Raw genomic sequence first — 21650 nt, 5'->3', positions numbered from 1 at the left:
ATGGCAACGTTTAAGGCAAAAGACGGCACGCAGATTTACTACAAAGACTGTGGCGCGGGTAAACCGGTTCTCTTCAGCCACGGCTGGCCGCTGGACGGCGACATGTGGGACAGCCAACTGAACTACCTGGCCGAGCGCGGCTTCCGTGCCATCGCCTTTGACCGTCGCGGGTTTGGCCGCTCGGATCAGCCGTGGAACGGTTACGACTACGACACCTTTGCGTCCGACATCAATGACCTGATCACCACCCTGGATCTGCGCGACGTGACGCTGGTGGGCTTCTCCATGGGCGGCGGCGACGTGACCCGTTACATCAATAACTACGGCAGCGCGCGCGTCGCCGGTCTGGCGCTGCTGGGCGCGGTCACGCCGATCTTCGGTAAATCCGACTCCTTCCCGCAGGGTGTGGATCAAAGCGTATTCGACGGCATTCGCGACGGACTGCGTAAAGATCGCGCCCAGTTCATCAGCGACTTCGCCACCCCGTTCTACGGTACCAACGCCGGACAAACCGTTTCTGCCGGTGCCCTGACCCAGACGCTGAACATTGCCCTGCTGGCATCGCTGAAAGGCACCATCGACTGCGTGACCGCGTTCGGCGAAACCGACTTCCGCCCGGATATGGCGAAAATCGACGTGCCGACGCTGGTGATTCACGGCAGTAACGACCAGATCGTGCCGTTTGAAAGCACCGGCAAGCTGGCGGCAGAGATGATCAAAAACGCCACGCTGAAGGTGTACGACAACGCGCCGCACGGCTTTGCGCTGACCCACCAGGACCAGCTCAACGAAGATCTGCTGGCGTTTGTGAAGTCGCTGTAATGTCATATGAGGGCATGTCGTTCCGGCATGCCCTTATAGATCACTGTTTTAGGTAGTTATTCACTAAGGCTTACAATCCCGTAAAATTCAGTCGCCAGGTTACTGAAGCCTGAAATTTTACTGGAGAGCATATGGACGCAGTTGAGCAAGACGTCAGATTCGCATGGGCAGACTTCTATCAGGCATTTGCCTCTCAGCTACTGACCTGGCGAAATCGAAGAGAGGAGCTGGCGGCGGGTATTCACCGCATTGCTGCTGAGATTGGCAGTATGTCACACCTGCAGGACAAGCCCGCTAATGGCGCTCCCCATCCTTTGAAAGACATTTGTCCTTTCACCACTATGGGTTTATTTAATCGCTCGCTTACCGTTACCAACCGAAGAAATATCGCAGCCAGCCTGGCAAAACTGATAGGCGTTCGCGAACCGGTTCCTGAGTCGTTCGACGGTATTCCGCTTCTGAACAATCAGAAGTCATGGTTCTTTGGCTATGAGAAATCACGTAAGCCTGAAGACATCGATACGCTGTGGGAAATGTTTTCTCAGGCAATCTCCTTCGCCGACACCCCAAACGCCGATCCCACGGACTTCCTGTTTTCTTATGACGCCGCATCTAACGTGCGCAATGTTGGCTGGAACCTGACGATGGGATTGTACTGGCTACGCCCCTGGTTCTACCCTACGCTGGATAGCCAGTCTCAGTACTACATCCAGAAAGTCCTGAATATTAAAATCATTAAAAAAGGTGCCAAAGGGCGCTGCAGCGGACACAACTATCAGACCGTAGCGCTGGCGCTCAAAAAGGCCTTTACCCAGCCAAACTATCCGGTTCACTCCTTCCCTGAACTCTCCCTGGCGGCATGGAATATCGATTTACATCAGTCAAATGATGAAGTCGAGCGGCTGACATGGAAAGCGTATTTGCTTAATAAAATCAAACTACTGTGCCTGAAAAAAGACAGCCCATATTTCTCCTTGAGGGAGTTAAAAGAGGCTTATCTGGATGAGATTAAGGCGGATTATCCCAATAACAATACGGTTGAATCGTCCATTTCATATTATCTGCAAAAACTACGTGATGATGATGAACTGGAGTTTCAGACCCCCGGCAACTATGAATACCTCAACTTCGATAAAGGTGAATTCCAGAGCATCACCGAGGAAACGGTTGAAGAGAACGTGCCAGCGGAAATCCCCCATAAGCCTTACGCGATAAGCAATTTGATCGATGAGGGCTGCTTTTTAGGAGAGGAAAAAATCCAACTCATCCTTCAGCGGTTACAGGCCAAAAAAAACCTTATCCTGCAGGGCCCGCCGGGAACCGGTAAAACCTGGCTTGCCCGCCGCCTGGCGTATTGCCTTATGGGCGAGGAAACCTCTAAGCGCATCAGCGCGGTGCAGTTCCACCCCACCCTCTCCTACGAAGACTTTATTCGCGGCTGGCGTCCTAACAATGAAGGACGTTTGGCATTGGTAGACGGGCCTTTTCTCCATGCGATCGACAAAGCAGTAAACGATCCGACAACTAAGTACGTGGTCATTATTGAGGAAATTAACCGGGGTAATCCTGCGCAAATTTTTGGCGAGACGCTGACGCTGATGGAGGCGGATAAACGCACGCCGAATGAGGCGCTTGAGCTCTCATACCGATCTGATATGGATGAAAAAACCTACATTCCTGAGAATCTGTACATCATCGGGACGATGAATATCGCTGACCGCTCGCTTGCCCTGCTCGACCTGGCATTACGGCGCCGCTTTGCGTTTATTGATCTTAAGCCCGAGTTTAACGACGCGTGGAAAAAATGGGTTAACCAACGGTTTAATGTGAGCGTGGAAACATTAGCCCTAATCGAATCCCAAATAACTGCGTTAAATGAAAAATTGTCCAGGGATGCGGCCCTGGGACCACAGTTTTGTATCGGGCATAGCTACGTTACCCCACCAGCGGGGTTGAAGATTGACGACGGTATGGCCTGGTACAAGCAGGTTGTCGAAACCGAAATCTGTCCTTTGCTTGCCGAATACTGGTTCGATGCGCCGGAGAAAGTCCTGGATGCCAGAAAGGAACTCCTCAGCGTATGACCGATCTTGATGAACGTAGCGATACGCAGGCTCGGGCAGCCGTATTGCGCATTCCTTTGCGCAATATCTGGCTATTGATGCTGTATGCCTCTAGTCTGTTTCGCCATCACGGGCGCAGCATGGTTGCCGCTGAAAACAACCCGGAGGAAATCCCGGCGCTGGTGGCCAGGATCCTGCTTCACGAAGTAGAGCAGCGGCTGTTAAGGCATTTAAGTATGGGATACCAAACTCGCCGCGCCACGCTAAACAGGGTAAGGGGACGCATTGATGTTCTGCGCACAACCAGTCGACAATTGCTTGAGCGGGCACAGGTAGCCTGTCAGTTTCAGGAAATGACGCTGGATACTCCCCGTAATCGCTATGTTCGTTCTGCGTTAGAGCACCTTGTCCCGCTACTCAGCGACGGCGCGCTGGCTGCGCAATGTCGCGCAATGGCAATCAATTTGCGTCGTCGAGGTATCGAAGGCGGTATGCCGAGCAAAGGTGAACTGCCATCAATCGCGCGCTTTGGTCGCCATGATGCGGCGGATAAAGCCATGGTAGATGCCGCGCAGCTGGCATTTGAATTATGGCTACCAACCCAAACTGCGGGGCAAAAACTGTTGCCAACGCCGTCTGATGACCCTTACTGGATGCGTAAGCTGTTCGAGAAAAGTATGGCGGGTTTCTATCACGTCCATCTTCCCAAAAAAGACTGGACAGTCGCTGCCGGAAAAGAGTTGAAATGGAGATTAACGTCTCAAAGTGCAGGGAGCGAAAGTATTTTCCCAACCATGAACTCAGACATCATTCTTGAGCACAGGCAACCTGCACAGCGCATCATCATCGACACTAAATTCAATAACATTCTGATTAAAGGCTGGTATCGTGATCGGAGCTTGCGCAGCGGTTATATCTACCAGATGTATACCTATCTGCGCACGCAGGAGAATCGAACAGACCCGCTATCTCTCCGTTCGGCTGGATTATTACTTCATCCAGCCGTCGACGTAATGCTCTCCGAATTCGTTGAGGTACAGGGGCATAAAATCCACTTTGCCACCGTTGATTTAGCAGCAGATGCCGTCACAATGACTCAGCAATTATTGAAATTAGCCCATGATTGCTGTGGGATAGCTGACGTGAATTAAGTTCTAAAGTGGACGCCTGCATGACAGGCGCCCACCTGGATTAGTTCGCAGGTGCCGGGCGCTCCAGCCGCTCATTTTCCGCACGGCTATTTTTTAAATGATGCCGACGCTCTGCCAGCAGCCGACAAATCTCCGCATGCTTCTCCTCGGTAAAGGTAAAGCGCGACATAAAGCCCATTCGGATCGCTGACCCCATCGCCGGCAGCAGGCAAATCCCAAAGAACAGCCCCTCCAGCACGCCTTCACTCTGGATCTGCGCCTGCGGCACGTAGCCTATCATCGTCAGAAACACGCCGATCAACCCGCCGCCCACCGCCACCGACATCTTGCCGGTAAAGGTTTGCCCGGAGAAGGTGATCGCCGCGCAGCGCTTGTGGGTGTGGTACTCCGCGTACTCGATGGTGTCGGCAATCATCGACGAGGTGAGGATGTTGGTCATCATCACAAACAGGGTGCTCAGGCCGAGCAGGATAAACAGCATCGTCACCTGCTGATACCCGACAAACCACATCACCACGCGCACCGCCACGTCCAGCCCGCAGAGGATCATAAATAACTTCCGCTTCTGCATCCGGCGCGTCAGCATCGGGCCGACCAGGCACAGCACTGCCGCGACAATCCCCATCACGCCAATCGCCATCTGCAGGCTGCCGTCGCCCAGGTTGTTGATAAAGAAGTAGATATACAGCCCGCCCGCCACGTTATGGAACACGCAGAAGAAGAACGACAGCAGGACGATAAACAGCGGCTTGTTCTGACGCAGGTTGTGGAAGGTATCGCGGATGGTCACCTTTTCCGGGCTCGGCGGCACGCGCTCTTTGATCTGCATAAAGCCGTTAAGCATCAGCGGCAGCCCCACCAGCATCATCACCAGCGCCGCCATAAAGTAACCTTTGTCGTTACTGTACTGGGCGAAAAACGCCGCCAGCTTCGGGAAGAAGATATTAGCGCAGGCAATCCCGGCGTTCACCCCGAGCATCGCCGCCGTCACCGCGCGGGTGCGCTGGGCGGAGTCGTTGGTCATCACCGACGACATCGACCAGAACGGAATATCGGAGATGGCATACAGCGTCCCCCACAGGATGTAGGTCACCCCGGCGTAGAGGATTTTGGTGGTCATGTCCGCTTCAATTTTATAGAACGACAGCAGCGTGACGCCGGTGATCAACAAAGGGGCGATCAGCAAAAAGTGGCGAAACTTGCCGAACCGGCTGTTAATGGTGTCCATAATGCTGGCAAACAGCGGATCGTGAACCGCGTCCCACGCGCGGGCAATCAGGAAAATGGTGCTCGCCGCCAGCGCCGAAATGCCCAGCACGTCGGTGTAAAAATAGTTAATAAACGAACCCACTAAACCAAAGCTAAAACACTGACCTAAACCATAACCAAAATAAGACCACAACTCGCGAGACGGTATTTTCATTGTCATTGCCATTGTTATATGCCTGCCTGGTTGCCCGGCGGTGGACCGCCGGGTCGATATTATTAGTCCTGCGCCTGCGGGGCGATCTTGCGCAGCTGCTGCATCAGGGCGATTTCACGGCGTGAGAACGGAATGCCGTTCTCCTCAAACACGTCGTGGAACCAGAGACGGCAGTAGTCCGTGGACTCCTTCATCACCACCGGCCACGGCAGCCACGTCTGGGTTTTGCCGCGCACCAGCCCCCACTGGTAGGGCGCGACCTTCGCCGCATACATCAGCGGGAGCTGCTCTTCGATGGTGCTGCCCACGTGGCGCGCCAGCCATTCGGTGCAGAACAGCGGACGACCAAGCGTTTGCAGTTGCTGGATTATCGCCGTCATGCGCCCGGTGTGGGTGTAGGCGTGGAAGCTCACCACGTCAGAGAGCGCGAGCGCGGTTTGGTCCAGCGGATGCTGGAAGAACGTCTCGCCCTCCTCTTCCGGCGGCAGACGCCAGGCGCAGACGGTGAGCGGCTGGGTCGGGTTCTCTTCACGCACCCACCGGAACGCTAGCTTCATCAGTTCATGGGCGCAGGTCTCCAGCTTCGCGTCGTACTGCACCTCCTGCGTGCCCGTCGCGAAAATGCCGCGGTTACCCGGCTCGTTGTAGAGATCCCACAGCAGCACGCGCTTGTCCGCGCGGAACTGGCGGACAACGTCGCGGATATAGCGCTCAATCTGCGGCCAGCAGTCGGGATCGCACACCTTATCCCGCCCCGGGCTCGCCGCCGCCTGGCTGTTGTGCTTGCCCGGTACGGGCGGCTTTTGCGGGCCGAGGTACGGCTCGTCGCCGGAGAAACCGCAGTCGTCCATCAGGGTCAGCATGGTGCTGAACCCGCGGCCGTCGGCAATGGTCAAAAACCGGTCGATGCGCGCCATCAGGCCGTCGCGGTCATGCTCCCAGACGATAAACGGCAGGTTGATGCGCAGGGTGTTGTAGCCCGCCTCCGCCGCCCAGCCCAGTTCGCGGTCGATGGTATCGGCATCGAAGGTCTCTTCCTGCCAGATATCAGTCCAGTTCACCGCCGTCGACGGCAAATAGTTAAACCCGCACAGCCAGCCTTTTTGCTCATACCACGCCTGTGCCTGCTCCCTGCTCCACTGATCTTTCATTACGCGTCCTCTTACTGATAATATTTAGCTAATAAATATTAGCTACAGGATAAATGCGCAAATCGCGGCACGCCGAAAAGCGACGGCCTTCACAAAGTTCGCGCTTCGATGAATGAGAAACGTGATCGACGGCGCGTAAGCGCGCGGTTAGGGTATGATGCGAATTCGCGAAAGGGAGAGGACGGATGAAGCGAAAACCGAAAGTGACGATGAACGATATTGCGCGGGCGGCAGGGGTGTCGCAGGCGACGGTATCGCTGGTGCTTAACCAGTCCCGCAACATCAAGCTCAGCGACGACACCCGCCAGCGGGTGATCAACGTCGCCACCGAGCTCGGCTACGACCGCCTCCCCGCCGTTCACGCCCCGCGCAACCAGGAAGAGATCGCCCTGCTGGTCAGCTCCGTTCAGAGCTTCGACCCGTTTATCGACGCCATCAGCCAGGCGCGGGAAGCGGCGTGGCGCAACGAGACCCTGCTCACCGTCTACGACTACGGCGACGACATCGAGCTGGCGCTGAACATCATCCGCCAGCTGGAGAAGCGCAACTGCATCGGGATTATTCTCGCCTCCCCGGTCACCACGCTGGTGGACATGACGGCTTTCCAGGACTGCACCCGCATCCCGCTGGTGCTGCTCAACCAGCGCGACCCCGGCTCGCCGCTGCTGCCGTCATTTATTCCGGATGACTACGCCAATGCTTTTCAGGTCACTAAACACCTGATTGCCTGCGGTGCGACGCGCATCGCCCACATTACCGGGGAGAGCTGGATGGAGGCCTCCCGCCAGCGTCTCGCGGGCTACCATGCGGCGCTGGAACAGGCCGGACTCGCGTGCGACGAGGGCCTGGTGCGCCAGACCAACTGGCAGTTCAGCGAGTCCTTTACCGCCACCACGTCCCTGCTGGAACTGGCCGAGCGCCCGGACGCCATCTTCTGCGCCAGCGACTGGCTGGCGATTGGCTGCTATCAGGCGCTGGCGGTGAACGGCGTGCGCATCCCGCAGGACATGCTGCTGGCGGGCTACGACGACCAGAAGATCTCCGAGCAGCTCACCCCGCCGCTGACCAGTATCCAGCTGCCCTACAGCGAGCTGGGACGGCTGGCGGTGGAGTACCTGTGCAATCAGGAAGATGCCGCCACGCACGTGACGCTGGCGGGCAGGCTGAAGGTGCGAGCCTCAAGCCTCGTCTGAGGTAAACACCATGCCCGCATAGGGCTTCTCGCGACACGCCGCCAGCCGCGCGGCGAGGCTGCCCACGTGCAGCTCCAGCTTGTGTCCGTCCGGGTCGAGAAAATAGAACGACGCCCCCTCGCTTTTGTTCTGCTTCCAGACGGTGACGCCCGCCTGCTCCAGCTTGTTCGAGAACGGTTCAAAATCCGCTTCTGCGACGGTAAACGCGTAGTGGGTGTAGTCGCTCTCCTGCGGCGGCACATACTGGCGCGCCTCGTCGTACGACAGGCAGACCCACAGATCGCCGCAGGTGAGATAGGCCCCGGTATTCCAGCGGGCGTGGAGCGTCAGCCCCAGCAGCTCGTGCCAGAAGGTGATGCTTTTTTGCAGGTCGCTGACCGCGAGGGTCAGGTGGTTAAGTGATTGCAGCATAATGAGCCCTTTTGTTTTTCGCGCCGGACGTGATACGGTAAAGAGATGAACATAAACCACGCCGTGCTCACCGTAAACCGCTGGTGGCTGCCTTCTTAAAGGCGGCTCGGAGATGTTTTCCCCATTTTCAGATAGCCGCCGAAAGGCGGCTTTCTCACATCTAAGACCCCTTTCGGCATTACAACGTTAAGGAGTCTTTATGAACACACCAACCATCCTCACCGGCGACCGCCCAACCGGCCCGCTGCACCTCGGCCACTTCGTCGGATCGCTGCGCCAGCGCGTAGCGCTCCAGCAGACGCACAATCAGTTTGTGCTGATTGCCGACCTGCAGGGGCTGACCGACAACGGCAGCAACCCGCAAAAAATCCGCGACAACATCCCCGAAGTGCTGGCCGACTACCTCGCCGCCGGCATCGACCCGAACCTGACCACGATCTGCCTGCAGTCCGCCCTGCCCGCCCTCGCCGAGCTGACGATGCTGTATATGAACATCGTCACCGTCGCCCGCGTGGAGCGTAACCCGACGGTGAAAAACGAGATTGTGCAGAAGGGCTTTGCCCGCTCGCTGCCGGTCGGGTTTATGGCCTACCCCATCAGCCAGGCGGCGGACATCACGGCGTTTAAGGCCGAGTGCGTGCCCGTCGGCGACGACCAGCTGCCGATGATTGAGCAGACCAACGAGATTGTGCACAAGATGAACAGCCTGCTGCCCGCCCCGGTGCTGCGCCACTGCAAGGCGATGCTGAGCGACACCAGCCGCCTGCCCGGCATCGACGGCAGCGCCAAGATGTCGAAATCGCTGGGCAACACGCTGCACCTTTCGGCCAGCGAAGAGACCATTCATCGTGCGGTCAGCGCCATGTACACCGACCCGAACCACCTGAAGGTGAGCGATCCGGGGCAAATTGAGGGGAACGTGGTGTTTACGTACCTCGACGCGTTTCATCCGGACAAGGCGAAAGTGGCGGCGATGAAGGCGCACTATCAGGCGGGCGGGCTGGGTGACCGGGCGTGCAAGAACGAGCTGGAGGGGTGTTTGCAGGAGCTGATTGCGCCGATGCGGGAGCGGAGGGCGATGTATATGCAGGACAAGGGTGAACTGATGGCGATGCTGAAGCGCGGGACGGAACGGGCGCAGGGGGTGACGCAGGAGACGTTGAGGGAGGTGAAGGTTGGGTTGGGGGTGCCGGTGTTTTGAGGGCGATATAAATAATAACCCCGGCGCAGGGCCGGGATATTTATCAGGCGTTGCGCTTAATCACCGGAATATCGCCGGTGTCATTTAATGCACCCGGAAATGTTTTCAGCCACTGCGCGACTTTCTGCTTATTTATATTCACCACACTCATACCTTCCAGGCATCCCCATAATTCTCTTGTATGCTGCGGCGTAATCACAATGCAGTCTTTCATGGCGCGGATTTTTACGGGCATACCGTTGATAAAACCTGCACGGTTCAACCAGTCGCCGCCCAGCAGAAGGTATTTCATGTCGATGCGCGCATACAATTCGCAGCAGGCGGCACTGTCCTGTGGCGTTTCCGCGCGGGGATGGACGGGTGCCACGTTAGGCTGGTTGCCGTGCAGACGGCGGGCACTGTTTTTGCGTACCAGCTCGCGGTTTTCAATCACGCCGGTGAAAGCGTCTGATTCTGTTTTGCAAACAGTAAACTCTGGCTTAAAATTCGTCGCAGCCATTTTCAACTCCTCAGTAGTTGTTTGTGGTTAGCGGTATGGGGGTGTTGCAGCACCTTCATATCGCGAATTCCTCGTTTAGATTTCTTTGATACTTCCTTTCGCCGGTTGGCGTAATTTCTGGTGACCATTATACAAGGCTGAATATAAATACAGCGGTTTGGCGTTGAGTAAATTTGGAATTTTCGAGGGAGATTCAGGAAAAGGGTTGGGTCAGGGAAATTACGCAGCGAGGACTATCAGAATATAAGGTGAGCGCCCGCATGAACCTCAGAGCAACCATTCGCCGATCTGCGGGCTGGCAATGAGTCGTTTTATTATCAAGTTCGGTGACCGACTGAGCGATAACCTTTAATACGATGGCAGTTACACAGAATTACGGACAGGCTCCTTTGAGAGGATAAGCGTTAATAAAGAGGAGGCACTCAATGCCTCCTTTCTATTTGTTACGCTCTTACGTTCCAATCGTCCGTATACTGGACATTACCATCAACATAACGCCGGGTGATTTTGTCATACATAAGGGAAACAGATTCCATGTGGTTGATCTGCGAGTTTCCTGCCATTTTAGCGTTTGGCATCCCTGGGTTAATGCCCGTCACTTTCACGCCCTCAATGGTCATGACGAAGTAGCACTCTTCTTGTCCTGCATGGTTAATGCGATACCAGCGAATCTCCGCACTTTTCAACGTTTGACCGGTGGCAACGGCTTTGTATAGATACGGGCTGGAGCTATCAAACTCCTTTTCAATCATCATCGGAGAATGTGAACGCTTGCCAGTAATCTTCCCGTTGGCACTGTCTACTGGAATGTTCAGACCATGACTAAAGCCAACAATCTCTATACTCCCCTCACGATCCTGAACGTCTACAGCTCCTTTAATGTCTGCGCCGCCATCGTCCTTAAGCCACATGTAAGCCGGAATAGGCATTTTACAAACTCCTTTTAGTTGTGATTTTCTTCGTGATGAACCAGTAGCAAATAATCGTTAAGAGCAACTGAAAGCCCACAATCGCCGCCATTGTGAAATTTGAATACGTTTGATCCGGGAATAAAGACTGATAAGGCAGCAAGCGAAACAACGACCAAAACAGGAAGGTAAACCCGAAGATTTTAGCTAACCGTCGCAATGTGGAACTGAACCACTCTCTGGGGATGCCTGCTGGACTAACTTTATGTGTCGCGCCACTGTACGCCGTGGTAATGGCGCTCATGACAGGTACGCTGATTAATGTATTGATTAAGATGCTAAAATAGTCGTCTAACGATTCCCAAACTTCTGAATCAGGTTCACCCAAAATGAAGCGGGTAAACTTGTCGGCGCTTTGGAAATCGAAAAGCCCCGTAATAGAATTAACTAATCCATCATACGGAACTATTTCAGCAACGATCAGCACAACAACAGCGAACAACACTATCTTGATAAATAAACTACGGGCATGTTTTGCCATTGGAGATCACCTCAATCGTGCCGTATGCCTGTAGCTTTCTCATGCAAGGAACATCTATTCTTTGGCTTCTCAACAGAGCATTACGCAACATGGCAAAATCAGAATCATGTGGGAGAGTGATACAACCTTCTGATAGTACGCCTAGATGCAAACGGAAATTGCCACGCTGAACGCTCTCAATCCATGTGTAATCGTCGATCCCCCAATCATCACGCCATAATGCGAACCATTCAGAATGTTTGAATGTTGCACCATTGGCGAAGTGATTATAAATGTCTCTTCCCACTGTGTTTAGCTGTGACTTGAGTCCACCTTGAGGGCGGTCAACAATCCAGTATTTACCCGCTGGTACAGGCCCCTCTTTGGGGATCATTCCACATGCCCCACGATTACGGTAAGCACCATTACCAGAGAAAGCTAAAAACGTGCCTATACCAGGAAACGATAACGGGGAGTAGTACGCATCATTAATTACGAACTTTCCATGTAGAGCCATAGATAACCCTTTTATCTATAATGATTTTTTGGATTATCGTACTCCTACGCAATCGGACATAAGAAGGTTTTCGTCCGAGAGACCTCTGATTTTCAGACAATAGCCCGCTGGTGTTAAGACAACGTGTAAGGCCGTTAAGCGGTAACATCAGAGGTGTGTCAGGAAGCGACGTTTATCAAGTTGAACATGCACCCTCAGGGGCGAGACCGAACAGCTGGCAGAGTGACCTGCTCCCTGATGTTAGTAATGTCTTCATAAGCCACATGAGGACATCCCCATGAAGAGGCGTTTTTCCGACTGGCGTAATTACTGCTGCCTATTAAACAGAACTGAATATAAATGCAGCGGTTTTGCGACAGGTAAAATTGGGAAATACGAGGAGGATTCAGGGAATGGATTTGGGGGATACTGGTAAATCGATGGCTTGAAAATCAGTCTTATTTTCCTCATCCAGAAATCTATTTATTCGCTAAATTGCCTTAGACGGCAAATCCGTCGCATCCAGCCCTTGTTCTCAGATCCCTCAAAATTCATCAAACCTATAGATTAACGATTTACATCACCCTGATTTTGTTATGTGATCCTGTTACAGGCTTTAGTAACGCCCTGCCCAGCCAACCGTAACAGGACTTCATCGATGGAATTTTATCAGGCCGATCCGACGCTTGAGAACTACTGGCGTGGTGTGATCCTCTTTGGAAGGAACGTCGCATCTTACAAATTTGCGCTGGCGTCAGCGTTGTATGAAGTGGATAAGACGGGCAGCGATTTGATTACGCTCGACCAGCTTGCCGTGCCGTTCAGCCGCTATCTTTGCGAGCACCTGAAGCATGCGCCAAAACAGATCACCTCCCGCAGCAGCCAATTTCTGGAAACCTGTCTGAAGTTCAACAGGGGTGAAATCACCCACGCTCAGCTCATTGAAACGACGGTGCGCCTTGGCTTTAACAACGTGATTGATGCCTTTCACTACGTGAACCAGGGCGAGATCGATAAACGTTTTTTCCTTGATGAGCGCAAAACCCACAACGGGATCCGCCTGACGGATAACTTCTTTTTACTGGGTGAACGCCTGCAGTATAAAAACCTCGCCTTTGAAACCAATGCCCGCTGGAACCTGGTGGAACAGGCATGGTCGATGGGGATTTCACGAAACCTTGTGGGCGTGGAGTTCGACGAAGATAATCAGCTGCTGTTCACGAGGGTAAACGCGCGTCGCGTAGACATCACCAGCTGCCGCGACAGCCTGAATGGTTACCAGAAAGGACGGTGTTTTTACTGCTTCAAACCCATCAGTCTGGTACCGGAAGACGCAGAACTGGCGGACGTCGACCACTTTATTCCATGGGCTGCCCGCAAAGAAGTGAGCAATATTAACGGCGTATGGAACTTAGTGCTGGCCTGCCGGTGTTGTAACCGTGGCGTTGAAGGCAAATCTGCACGCATTCCCGACCTCAGGCTCCTGCAGCGGTTACACACTCGCAATGAGTATTTTATTCAGAGCAAACTGCCGTTACATGAGACGATTGTTCAACAGACAGGGCAACGTCCTGAAGCACGGAAAAGCTTTCTTCAGCGTAACTGGCAGGCCGCGCTGGAAAAACTTATCCATACCTGGAAACCCAACGCAGAAGGCGAGGCAACGTTTTAATGACTCTTCACTATTATCAGAACCACGCGCAGGATTTCTTCGATGGCACGGTCAATGTCGATATGACCCCGCTATACGAGGCCTTCACCCAACATCTGCCTCACGGTGCTCGTGTTCTGGATGCGGGCTGCGGTTCTGGTCGGGACGCAAAAGCCTTTCATGAGATGGGTTATCAGGTGGATGCTTTTGATGCCTCTTCCGCGATGGTGGAGCTGGCAAAGCAACATTCCGGGTTACCCGTGCAGCTGATGACGTTTTCAGAGATTGAGGGTAAAGCGCAGTACGATGGGATTTGGTGCTGTGCCTCTTTGCTGCATGTCTCCTCTTCTGAGCTGCCTGCCGTGATGCAGAAGCTTGCGGATGCGCTTAAGCCTGGCGGCGTCTGGTACGTGTCCTTTAAGTATGGCAACGGTGAGCGGGTACAGGGTGAAAGACGATTTACGGACCTGGATGAAGAGGGGCTGCGGATGGGAATAAGTAATATAACAGATGTAGCGATAACTTCGCTTTGGGTTACGAAGGATTATCGGCAGGAAAGAAGTGAGAGATGGTTAAATGGGATATTACATAAAAAAAACACTATTTTTTAGAGTGGCTTTTACTTATCGGTGAAGGACTCATATTGATATGTTGAGTTGCACACATCTCATCTTCATACCGACATAAATGGCTATATCACTCTATCCTCAACAAAGATGTTATCACAGCTCTAATGAACTTAGAAATTCATAGTCCAAACAGTTAGCTCGTTCTCTTTTTTTGACAAGTTATACAAATTTCGTATTTTACTATTGAACCATCACCATAATTGTTATATAGCGTAACAGGTGATTTTTTAGATATTATATTTGCTCGTCACTAAAGTGAAATTTGCTTTTACTTAGAAATCATAAATGAAAGCAATGATAATCAAGCAATTAATCAATATTTGATATGTCATATATCAGTAGTGTCCCTCCTGGCCACCTACAAAAATTAGGTATTGCCATACAAACGCTTCGAGGGTACGCTAATCGGTTTTTTAAATTAAACATTCATTAAGTCTTGTCTCGCTTGACTATAAGGAGAATGCTTTGGTTCAATCAGAATGCATTTCATGGACAAAATGCACTTCATGGCTAACAAACTTTCTTAGTCGTAGAGGATTGAGACAACCCGATGGCCGCCCGCTTTATGAATATCAAGCGACGAATGAAGAATATGTGGACTTAACGCAGTTACTTCGAGCGGTTAGCCAAACTACAAATATTGTTGATGATAAAGGCTATGCTTCCTGTTTTGTGTTTTTTTGCTCTGAATGGTACCGCAGAGACTATGAGCGGAATTGTGGGTGGACTTGGGAGCCCATTTATAAAAAGCTAGGTACATCGTTAACGGCGACGGAACTAAGGAAGGTGCGAACAAGTTCCTGATATGAGATCATCATATTCATCCGGAGCGCATCCCAGAGGGACATCATGAGCCATCAACTCACCTTCGCCGATAGTGAATTCAGCACTAAGCGCCGTCAGACCCGAAAAGAGATTTTCCTCTCCCGCATGGAGCAGATTCTGCCATGGCAGAATATGACCGCTGTCATCGAGCCGTTTTATCCCAAGGCGGGCAATGGCCGACGGCCCTATCCGCTGGAGACCATGCTGCGTATTCACTGCATGCAGCATTGGTACAACCTGAGCGACGGTGCCATGGAAGATGCCCTGTACGAAATCGCCTCCATGCGCCTGTTTGCCCGATTATCCCTGGATAGCGCCCTGCCGGATCGCACCACCATCATGAATTTCCGCCACCTGCTCGAGCAGCATCAACTGGCCCGTCAATTGTTCAAGACCATCAATCGCTGGCTGGCCGAAGCAGGCGTCATGATGACCCAAGGCACTTTGGTGGATGCCACCATCATTGAGGCACCCAGCTCTACCAAGAACAAAGAGCAGCAACGCGATCCGGAGATGCATCAGACCAAGAAAGGCAATCAGTGGCACTTTGGCATGAAGGCCCACATTGGTGTCGATGCCAAGAGTGGCCTGACCCACAGCCTGGTCACCACCGCGGCCAACGAGCATGACCTCAATCAGCTGGGTAATCTGCTTCATGGAGAGGAGCAATTTGTCTCAGCCGATGCCGGCTACCAAGGAGCGCCACAGCGCGAGGAGCTGGCCGAGGTGGATGTGGACTGGCTGATCGCCGAGCGTCCCGGCAAGGTAAAAACCTTGAAGCAGCATCCGCGCAAGAACAAAACGGCCATCAACATCGAATACATGAAAGCCAGCATCCGTGCCAGGGTGGAGCACCCGTTTCGCATCATCAAGCGGCAGTTCGGCTTCGTGAAAGCCAGATACAAAGGGCTGCTGAAAAACGATAACCAACTGGCGATGTTATTCACCCTGGCCAACCTGTTTCGGGTGGACCAAATGATACGTCAGTGGGAGAGATCTCAGTAAAAACCGGAAATAACGCCAGAAATGGTGGAAAAAATAGCCTAAATAGGCTGATTCGATGTGTTTGCGGGAAAAAAATCGGCCCAGATCCGCGAAATTTTAATCAGCGAGTCAGCTTGGGAAGAAATGACCTGCTTATTCGCACCTTCCCTTAAGCACATCTGAGCATCATCAAGATCGTTATGGTATTCGTGGACAGCCTGGTTACCAATACGACGTAATTTATGGAACACGGAAAGAATGCTGTCGTCAACGAAGGCAATTTTGCCAAGCTCACGCAGAAGTTCGTGCTGATTTTCACAGGGAGGAATATCCAGCAGCAGGCCAAGATGTTTTGCCGTCGCTTCGCCAAACATACGCATTTTTACCAGTGCAGTATTGGGATCATCCGGGTAGTTATTTTCCGCCGCGCATGCGATGGCATAGGTGAAATCGTTCACGCCCTTCAGGAACTCAAAATTGGATTTATTCATCATTGTTATGCAGGCCTGCACATACATTTTAGGAACATAATTTTTACTTTAACTTTCTGAAGCTTCCCGAGCAATGACCAAAATCACAGCAAGTTAATCAATGATGGAGAAAGTTTGAGGTTCGGTACAGCAGATGTGAGATGTTTAAACCATGCGGGACAGCATACATTCCTTTTCCAGGATAAAGCGGAAAGCGTGCAAATTAAGAAAAATATTCATTTAAAATCACCGAAATGCTGATGCATAGATATAAAAGTTATCGAATTAAAATATATTCGTTTCTATACACGCAAGAAATTTGATGTTGGTTGAATCAGATTGTCTTCTGCTGAAAGAAAAAATTTGCATGGATTCAGACACAAAAAAAGCCACACTTAGGTAGCTAATTATTGCATCACTTGGTGCCGAAGGCCGGACTCGAACCGGCACGGGTTATAGCGGCTTAGCTTGCTTCAAGAATCATTGTTAACTCATTGAAGTAGCGAGGCTAAAGCTCATAACCCCGGCACATTTCACAGACTGTTTAGCCATGAAAAAGCCCCGACAACATAACCGGGGTTTGTATGAGTTTCAAGAGAGATCGTTATCTAGTTTTAGATCCCTGCGGGAATTACCTCGTGCGGATAGCTATTCCCAGCTACATGCGCCACCTGTTCCAAGGGAAGCGCTACTTTATGAAAAGCACAGGGACACGAGACATACGGCAAGCGCGTTTGTTTCGCGATGCTATTGCTCTGGAATGGACTCGCTTACGGAATCTGCTAAAGCCACAAGGAGGCTCATCCGTCGATCAAATCATTGATGAGCTACGCCGTGTCAGTGTGTATGCCAAGGAGGCACCCGCATCATTTGGAGCATCGATTCAGGCTTGCCCTTCCTTGCTAAAAATGCGTGATTTGTACCTGCTTCAATACAGCGAGAAGCGAAAGCTAACCACCCTATCCAAGACCAATAAAGCCGTAGAGGTGCTGTTAACCCACCTGAAAAAGAAAGATGTTCAGTTGCGAGATATTAACCGAACCATAGTTACAGGCTGGTTAGATAAACTCAAAACTGAGCGAGCGCCCCAAACCATCCAGAACTATATAAGCGCACTGGCGCAGATATGGGATCTGGCACGCAATCGCTATCACGATGCGCCGCAGGATAATCCTTGGCGCGGCCATGCGCTCGAAGCAAAAAGCAGCAAGGTCAGCTATGAAGTCTTCGCGCCGGGCGAGCTAGCAAAGGTCTATGATTTGCTCGATGATGAGATGAAAGCGGTAACGGCTATTGGGGCATACAGCGGTATGCGGATCAATGAAATATGTACGTTGCGTGAGAGCAGTATTAAAACTATCGAGGGCGTTTTGTGCTTTGAGATCACCGAGGGGAAGACCAAGAGCGCGGCGCGAATCGTCCCTGTACACAGCAAGATAATCCCTCTCGTGAAGTCGTTGCTCAAGACCACACATAGCGGTTTTCTGTTCTATCACGCCTCAATCACAGACCGGGCAGACGGAAAGCGTTCAACGTGGCACACCCAGCAGTTCACACGGGCGAAGCGCAAAGTTCTTGGCGAACCTGCCGCAGAGAGAAAAGTGTTTCATTCACTCCGACATGCGTTTGTGCAACAGCTCGACCGTGCTCAAGTACCAGAGGATCGCATTGCCTTACTCGTCGGCCATGAGCGAGGTAACACGGAGAGCTTCAAAACTTATTCCAAAAATTCTGCATCTCCAATTGAATTGGCTCGGTATATAGAACAAGTGGCTTATCTCGAAATTTAGGGGGTAACTCCCCTATCCTTGTAACATATTGATATTGATCGAATCCTTAGCGCAAGCCATTCAAAGCCCGCCGCAGCAAACATCCGCCCTTTCTATCATTTAAATGCTTATTGATCGTTCTCATCTATGTCCGTAGTCGTTATGATGGGGAGACTTGCTCCAATGATGTTTTTGAGAGCTGCTGCGTAATTAGCCATAACAGCAATAGTTCCCAAAGGTTACTACGCAAACAAGTCATTGAATTATAAAGAATGATGGAGAGAAAGCCATGGCATTACTTGAATATATCAGTGATGAAGACCTTTTTAACGAAGTTGAAACCTTATTAATTAAAGCTAAAAAGAAAAAAGACGCCGCTGAGAAGACTTTTAACAGCAATGTGATTGACCCTTTTGGTGCGCTTTTTGAAGCTCCGGGTTTCTCATCCCATGAAGAGTGGCGAAACTCCGAACTTGCACGGCAACGTCAGAAGACCATTCAGAATCATGTTGGTACGTTTCACCAAAAAATCCTCGGCCATGTTGATGGATGGCAGGACATGGGAATCGGGGGTATCGTTGATCTCCTCAACGAAGAGAGAAAAATCATTGCAGAGGTGAAGAATAAATACTCAACGGTTACTGGCGGGGACTTAGCTGATAAGTATAAAGGTTTAGATGAACTGGTATCACCTAAATATAGCCGATTTAAGGATTACTGCGCTTACTTTGTTAATATAATCCCTCGCAAGCCTGTTAGGTTTGATATCCCTTTTACCCCCTCTGATAAAGGCAGCGGTACTCTGTGCCTTTCGAATCCTAACATCCGAATCATTGATGGCGCGAGCTTCTATGAGCTTGTCACGGGCAGACCGGATGCTCTGCAAGAACTTTATAGTGCTCTTCCTCACGCAATTGAGTATGTTTTGAACGAGCGTCTCGGACAGAAAGGCTTCTCCATCCCTGATAAAGATAGCTTTATTAAGTATTTTGGTCTCGCTTACGGCTGATAACCATGATCAATGTTTGACAACGCCCATGTAAACCCATACAGTAGTAACCATGACTAATGTTGGCATGGTTACTAAGTATGTTAAAGGAAGAGTTTTCACTTTCAGAAGTTGCAGACATTTTGGGTGTGTCAAAAGAAACTTTAAGGCGTTGGGACACTGCTGGAAAATTAGTTTCTCAACGAAATGACGAGAACAACTATCGTTTTTATAGAAAAGATCAACTTAAACATTTTGAACAGGCTCAGTTTTTATTCAAAAGCCAGTGGTCTGACGAGTCTAAAACCTGTAATAACATTTATACTGTATTAGAATTATTTGCTGGCGCAGGGGGTATGGCTTTAGGTTTGGAAAAAGCAGGTTTGAAATCTGTTTTACTAAATGAAATTGATTCCCATGCTTGTAAGACGTTACGAAAAAATAGACCTGAATGGAATGTGGTTGAAGGCGATGTGAGCAAAGTTGACTTCACCCCTTATAGGAATACCGTTGACGTACTGGCTGGCGGTTTCCCTTGCCAAGCATTCTCTTATGCTGGCAAAAAACTTGGCTTTGAAGATACACGAGGTACCCTTTTCTTTGAGTTTGCCAGAGCAGTTAAAGAAATTAATCCGAAGGTTCTTTTAGCCGAGAACGTACGAGGATTGCTTAATCATGATGATGGGCGGACTTTAGATACAATAAAAAGTATTATCACTGACTTGGGCTACACTTTATTTGAGCCAAGGGTACTTAAGGCTATTTTCTACAAAGTACCACAAAAACGCGAGCGTTTGATTATAGTGGCTGTAAGGAATGATCTTGCTAATGGCATCGATTATGAATGGCCTTCTTCTTACAATAAAATATTAACACTTAAAGATGCTTTAAAAAAGGGAGAGCTGTACGATAGCGACGTACCAGAGTCAGAGGGACAAAAGTATCCTAAAAGAAAAGCCGAGATTCTAAGCATGGTTCCTCCTGGTGGCTACTGGAGAGATCTTCCAGAGGATATTCAAAAAGAATACATGCTCAAGAGTTTTTACTTAGGCGGTGGCAAAACTGGTATGGCTCGTCGCTTATCGTGGGATGAGCCAAGCCTAACTTTAACATGTGCCCCAGCCCAGAAACAAACAGAGCGTTGCCACCCGGAAGAAACACGACCATTAACAGTGCGTGAGTACGCAAGAATACAGACCTTCCCCGATGACTGGGTATTTGAAGGCCCAATGTCAGCGAAATATAAACAAATAGGGAATGCGGTTCCTGTTAATCTGTCATTTGCCGTTGGCAAATCAGTTGTACATCTTTTAGAAAAAATAAATAAAAGATAACCATACAGGGTAGGTTTCATGGCCTACCCTTTTATTCTTACTCTATGTTGGATACGTAAGATTTATTCCTAAATAATTCTTACGATAGATATCCAACATAGCTTTCAAATTTATAATATTCACGCCACAAGTACGCCCAACATATCGCCCACCCTCAGCAGCGTTAGCAGAGCGATGCACCACAGCACGCACGCGCCCGGTTCGGTGGCAGTGATCCAGCACGGCAGACGCAAGGCGCAGCGGCTTACCTGTCACCGCACAGCGTCGGTATTGATAATTCCACAGGAAGACACGGACAGCGGCCACATCAGCGCGGCGCAACTCCAGCCGCCCGGAACCATTCAATAGGAAGCGATACACATCTTCGAATGCAGCAGCATTTGTAATCCGTTCCGCCAGCGGCATATTGCCGAGGTGTTCCAGATAGCTCCGCATCGCTTTTCTTAGTAGTTGGTCTGTCCGTGTAACCATGATTCAAAGTCTCCATTGTCAGAGGCAGCCCGCTTGCAGGCTTCGTATTCTTCGCACTGGCGTTGGTAAACCAGAACATAAAGCTCATCAGCCATCGCATTAACGCGTTCGTCACTGATACCGTTGCGGCGCATTAGCCCCAGCAGCTTACGAAATTCAGCTTCCAGCTCAGGCTCTCCGGTATCCATTACCCACTGTTTCAGGTCAGCGAGTGCGCCATTCATTGGCGGCGGCTCGATGTACCGCCACCTTAATTTAATCGTGGTTATCATCTTCTTTATTCTCTCTGTAAGCCGGGTGCATTGCCCGGTATTGCTCAATGGTCAAACCCTCGCTGGCCGCTGTAAGCCGTTCCTTTTGCTTACCCGCCAATCGCAAGGCGCTGTCTCTCCAGCAGAGCAGAAAGAAGATGGTCAGCACCTGTTTACTCAAGCCATCCAGAAGATCGCCAAGCCCTTGCTCCAGCATACAGGCACGCCATGCAGCGGCGTGCTCAGTCATAGCACCGACTATCGGGACTGGTGCGCCGAGCATCGTCGCAAGCTGGCTCATAACACTATTAGCATCGCCCGGATGCAGTCGGGGAATAGTCATGCGGCCAGCCTGCGCCAACAGTTCAGCGTACCGCTGGCGGCGTGGGTCATCATCTGCCAGCGCTCTAATCGGCTTTTCATCAGCCATATATGGAACC

Annotated in this window: 21 protein-coding genes and 1 pseudogene; 11 read left to right on the top strand and 11 right to left on the bottom strand. The window is 51.2% G+C overall.

The window, feature by feature from the left end; translation table 11 throughout:
- From BFV64_RS02465 to mcrC, 3 genes are all read left to right on the top strand, one after another.
- Positions 1 to 822: an alpha/beta fold hydrolase gene (locus BFV64_RS02465; RefSeq protein ID WP_069601666.1), complete on the top strand. Its 822-nt coding sequence runs from the start codon at positions 1 to 3 to the stop codon at positions 820 to 822.
- Positions 823 to 953: 131 nt separating this feature from the next.
- Positions 954 to 2906, top strand: coding sequence for an AAA family ATPase (locus tag BFV64_RS02460; protein WP_069601665.1), 1953 nt, complete (start codon positions 954 to 956; stop codon positions 2904 to 2906).
- Positions 2903 to 4036, top strand: coding sequence for a 5-methylcytosine-specific restriction endonuclease system specificity protein McrC (mcrC, locus tag BFV64_RS02455; protein ID WP_059372192.1), 1134 nt, complete (start codon positions 2903 to 2905; stop codon positions 4034 to 4036). The genes BFV64_RS02460 and mcrC overlap by 4 nt, the downstream gene beginning before the upstream one ends.
- Positions 4037 to 4076: 40 nt before the next feature.
- Here mcrC and BFV64_RS02450 read toward each other — a convergent pair whose 3' ends face one another.
- Complete coding sequence (locus tag BFV64_RS02450; RefSeq protein WP_059372190.1) at positions 4077 to 5471, bottom strand: MFS transporter; 1395 nt, start codon at positions 5469 to 5471, stop codon at positions 4077 to 4079.
- Between the two features lie 50 nt (positions 5472 to 5521).
- Positions 5522 to 6610: a cellulase family glycosylhydrolase gene (locus BFV64_RS02445; RefSeq protein ID WP_059372187.1), complete on the bottom strand. Its 1089-nt coding sequence runs from the start codon at positions 6608 to 6610 to the stop codon at positions 5522 to 5524.
- Positions 6611 to 6795: 185 nt separating this feature from the next.
- Between BFV64_RS02445 and BFV64_RS02440 the strand changes: the two genes are divergently transcribed.
- Complete coding sequence (locus BFV64_RS02440) at positions 6796 to 7803, top strand: LacI family DNA-binding transcriptional regulator (protein ID WP_059372185.1); 1008 nt, start codon at positions 6796 to 6798, stop codon at positions 7801 to 7803.
- Here BFV64_RS02440 and fosA read toward each other — a convergent pair.
- A complete protein-coding gene (gene fosA / locus BFV64_RS02435; protein WP_032637598.1) occupies positions 7789 to 8214 on the bottom strand; it encodes a FosA/FosA2 family fosfomycin resistance glutathione transferase in 426 nt (141 codons plus the stop codon). The two genes, BFV64_RS02440 and fosA, sit on opposite strands and share 15 nt — an antisense overlap.
- 199 nt (positions 8215 to 8413) lie before the next feature.
- Here fosA and trpS point away from each other — a divergent pair, with 199 nt between their 5' ends.
- A complete protein-coding gene (gene trpS, locus BFV64_RS02430; protein ID WP_059372183.1) occupies positions 8414 to 9415 on the top strand; it encodes a tryptophan--tRNA ligase in 1002 nt (333 codons plus the stop codon).
- A gap of 43 nt (positions 9416 to 9458) precedes the next feature.
- On the opposite strand, the gene BFV64_RS24880 is transcribed toward trpS, so the two are convergent.
- The 4 genes from BFV64_RS24880 to BFV64_RS23955 all read right to left on the bottom strand — a co-directional run bounded on the left by BFV64_RS24880 (position 9459) and on the right by BFV64_RS23955 (position 11859).
- Positions 9459 to 9914 carry a SymE family type I addiction module toxin gene (locus BFV64_RS24880; RefSeq protein WP_072253182.1) on the bottom strand — a complete coding sequence of 152 codons (456 nt, stop codon included), beginning with the start codon at positions 9912 to 9914 and terminating at the stop codon, positions 9459 to 9461.
- Between the two features lie 443 nt (positions 9915 to 10357).
- Positions 10358 to 10843, bottom strand: coding sequence for an Hcp family type VI secretion system effector (locus tag BFV64_RS02420; protein ID WP_059372181.1), 486 nt, complete (start codon positions 10841 to 10843; stop codon positions 10358 to 10360).
- 1 nt (position 10844) lies between these two features.
- Positions 10845 to 11363, bottom strand: a complete 519-nt coding sequence (locus BFV64_RS02415; protein ID WP_059372177.1) for a hypothetical protein — start codon at positions 11361 to 11363, stop codon at positions 10845 to 10847.
- Positions 11344 to 11859, bottom strand: a complete 516-nt coding sequence (locus BFV64_RS23955; RefSeq protein WP_071978048.1) for a DUF2778 domain-containing protein — start codon at positions 11857 to 11859, stop codon at positions 11344 to 11346. Before BFV64_RS23955 ends, BFV64_RS02415 begins: the two co-directional genes overlap by 20 nt.
- A gap of 637 nt (positions 11860 to 12496) precedes the next feature.
- Between BFV64_RS23955 and BFV64_RS02410 the strand changes: the two genes are divergently transcribed.
- The 3 genes from BFV64_RS02410 to BFV64_RS02400 all read left to right on the top strand — a co-directional run bounded on the left by BFV64_RS02410 (position 12497) and on the right by BFV64_RS02400 (position 15948).
- Positions 12497 to 13510, top strand: coding sequence for an HNH endonuclease family protein (locus tag BFV64_RS02410; protein WP_059372176.1), 1014 nt, complete (start codon positions 12497 to 12499; stop codon positions 13508 to 13510).
- Complete coding sequence (locus tag BFV64_RS02405) at positions 13510 to 14100, top strand: class I SAM-dependent methyltransferase (protein WP_059372175.1); 591 nt, start codon at positions 13510 to 13512, stop codon at positions 14098 to 14100. Before BFV64_RS02410 ends, BFV64_RS02405 begins: the two co-directional genes overlap by 1 nt.
- Before the next feature lie 867 nt (positions 14101 to 14967).
- Positions 14968 to 15948, top strand: coding sequence for an IS5-like element ISKpn26 family transposase (locus BFV64_RS02400; protein WP_000019445.1), 981 nt, complete (start codon positions 14968 to 14970; stop codon positions 15946 to 15948).
- A gap of 140 nt (positions 15949 to 16088) precedes the next feature.
- On the opposite strand, the pseudogene BFV64_RS02395 reads toward BFV64_RS02400, so the two are convergent.
- Positions 16089 to 16421, bottom strand: a pseudogene (locus tag BFV64_RS02395) (DUF4145 domain-containing protein); the annotation flags it as partial.
- A gap of 560 nt (positions 16422 to 16981) precedes the next feature.
- On the opposite strand from BFV64_RS02395, the gene BFV64_RS02390 reads away from it, so the two are divergent.
- The 3 genes from BFV64_RS02390 to dcm all read left to right on the top strand — a co-directional run bounded on the left by BFV64_RS02390 (position 16982) and on the right by dcm (position 20488).
- Complete coding sequence (locus BFV64_RS02390) at positions 16982 to 18187, top strand: site-specific integrase (protein ID WP_069601663.1); 1206 nt, start codon at positions 16982 to 16984, stop codon at positions 18185 to 18187.
- A gap of 268 nt (positions 18188 to 18455) precedes the next feature.
- Positions 18456 to 19175 carry an Eco47II family restriction endonuclease gene (locus tag BFV64_RS02385; RefSeq protein WP_058685589.1) on the top strand — a complete coding sequence of 240 codons (720 nt, stop codon included), beginning with the start codon at positions 18456 to 18458 and terminating at the stop codon, positions 19173 to 19175.
- An 80-nt stretch (positions 19176 to 19255) separates the two neighbouring features.
- Positions 19256 to 20488 (top strand): DNA (cytosine-5-)-methyltransferase, encoded by a 1233-nt coding sequence (gene dcm, locus BFV64_RS02380; protein ID WP_032994197.1) that lies wholly within the window; start codon positions 19256 to 19258, stop codon positions 20486 to 20488.
- 42 nt (positions 20489 to 20530) lie between these two features.
- Here the strand turns inward: dcm and BFV64_RS23945 are convergent, their stop codons facing one another.
- Genes BFV64_RS23945 through BFV64_RS02370 form a run of 3 tightly spaced genes read right to left on the bottom strand, consistent with a single transcriptional unit; the run spans position 20531 to position 21640 of the window.
- On the bottom strand, positions 20531 to 20959 hold the full coding sequence (locus BFV64_RS23945; protein ID WP_071978047.1) for an endonuclease domain-containing protein: 429 nt from the start codon (positions 20957 to 20959) through the stop codon (positions 20531 to 20533).
- Entirely contained in the window at positions 20932 to 21231 is a 300-nt protein-coding gene (locus BFV64_RS02375) for a hypothetical protein (RefSeq protein ID WP_069601662.1), read from the bottom strand. Before BFV64_RS02375 ends, BFV64_RS23945 begins: the two co-directional genes overlap by 28 nt.
- Complete coding sequence (locus tag BFV64_RS02370) at positions 21215 to 21640, bottom strand: hypothetical protein (protein ID WP_065101986.1); 426 nt, start codon at positions 21638 to 21640, stop codon at positions 21215 to 21217. Before BFV64_RS02370 ends, BFV64_RS02375 begins: the two co-directional genes overlap by 17 nt.
- Positions 21641 to 21650: the final 10 nt, after the last annotated feature.

This window comes from Enterobacter kobei (assembly GCF_001729765.1).
GTDB lineage: Bacteria > Pseudomonadota > Gammaproteobacteria > Enterobacterales > Enterobacteriaceae > Enterobacter > Enterobacter kobei.
The sequence above is the reverse complement of the archived record's forward strand: the minus strand, read 5'-3'. Positions and strand labels throughout refer to the sequence as shown.

Coding starts and splice junctions, on each gene's coding strand:
- BFV64_RS02440 (WP_059372185.1), top strand. CDS start 6,796: ATGAAGCGAAAACCGAAAGTGACGATGAACGATATTGCGCGGGCGGCA.
- BFV64_RS02390 (WP_069601663.1), top strand. CDS start 16,982: ATGAGTTTCAAGAGAGATCGTTATCTAGTTTTAGATCCCTGCGGGAAT.
- dcm (WP_032994197.1), top strand. CDS start 19,256: ATGTTAAAGGAAGAGTTTTCACTTTCAGAAGTTGCAGACATTTTGGGT.
- BFV64_RS02375 (WP_069601662.1), bottom strand. CDS start 21,231: ATGATAACCACGATTAAATTAAGGTGGCGGTACATCGAGCCGCCGCCA.
- BFV64_RS02420 (WP_059372181.1), bottom strand. CDS start 10,843: ATGCCTATTCCGGCTTACATGTGGCTTAAGGACGATGGCGGCGCAGAC.
- mcrC (WP_059372192.1), top strand. CDS start 2,903: ATGACCGATCTTGATGAACGTAGCGATACGCAGGCTCGGGCAGCCGTA.
- BFV64_RS02465 (WP_069601666.1), top strand. CDS start 1: ATGGCAACGTTTAAGGCAAAAGACGGCACGCAGATTTACTACAAAGAC.
- BFV64_RS02450 (WP_059372190.1), bottom strand. CDS start 5,471: ATGGCAATGACAATGAAAATACCGTCTCGCGAGTTGTGGTCTTATTTT.
- BFV64_RS23945 (WP_071978047.1), bottom strand. CDS start 20,959: ATGGTTACACGGACAGACCAACTACTAAGAAAAGCGATGCGGAGCTAT.
- fosA (WP_032637598.1), bottom strand. CDS start 8,214: ATGCTGCAATCACTTAACCACCTGACCCTCGCGGTCAGCGACCTGCAA.
- BFV64_RS02370 (WP_065101986.1), bottom strand. CDS start 21,640: ATGGCTGATGAAAAGCCGATTAGAGCGCTGGCAGATGATGACCCACGC.
- BFV64_RS23955 (WP_071978048.1), bottom strand. CDS start 11,859: ATGGCTCTACATGGAAAGTTCGTAATTAATGATGCGTACTACTCCCCG.
- BFV64_RS02410 (WP_059372176.1), top strand. CDS start 12,497: ATGGAATTTTATCAGGCCGATCCGACGCTTGAGAACTACTGGCGTGGT.
- BFV64_RS24880 (WP_072253182.1), bottom strand. CDS start 9,914: ATGGCTGCGACGAATTTTAAGCCAGAGTTTACTGTTTGCAAAACAGAA.
- BFV64_RS02415 (WP_059372177.1), bottom strand. CDS start 11,363: ATGGCAAAACATGCCCGTAGTTTATTTATCAAGATAGTGTTGTTCGCT.
- trpS (WP_059372183.1), top strand. CDS start 8,414: ATGAACACACCAACCATCCTCACCGGCGACCGCCCAACCGGCCCGCTG.
- BFV64_RS02405 (WP_059372175.1), top strand. CDS start 13,510: ATGACTCTTCACTATTATCAGAACCACGCGCAGGATTTCTTCGATGGC.
- BFV64_RS02445 (WP_059372187.1), bottom strand. CDS start 6,610: ATGAAAGATCAGTGGAGCAGGGAGCAGGCACAGGCGTGGTATGAGCAA.
- BFV64_RS02385 (WP_058685589.1), top strand. CDS start 18,456: ATGGCATTACTTGAATATATCAGTGATGAAGACCTTTTTAACGAAGTT.
- BFV64_RS02400 (WP_000019445.1), top strand. CDS start 14,968: ATGAGCCATCAACTCACCTTCGCCGATAGTGAATTCAGCACTAAGCGC.
- BFV64_RS02460 (WP_069601665.1), top strand. CDS start 954: ATGGACGCAGTTGAGCAAGACGTCAGATTCGCATGGGCAGACTTCTAT.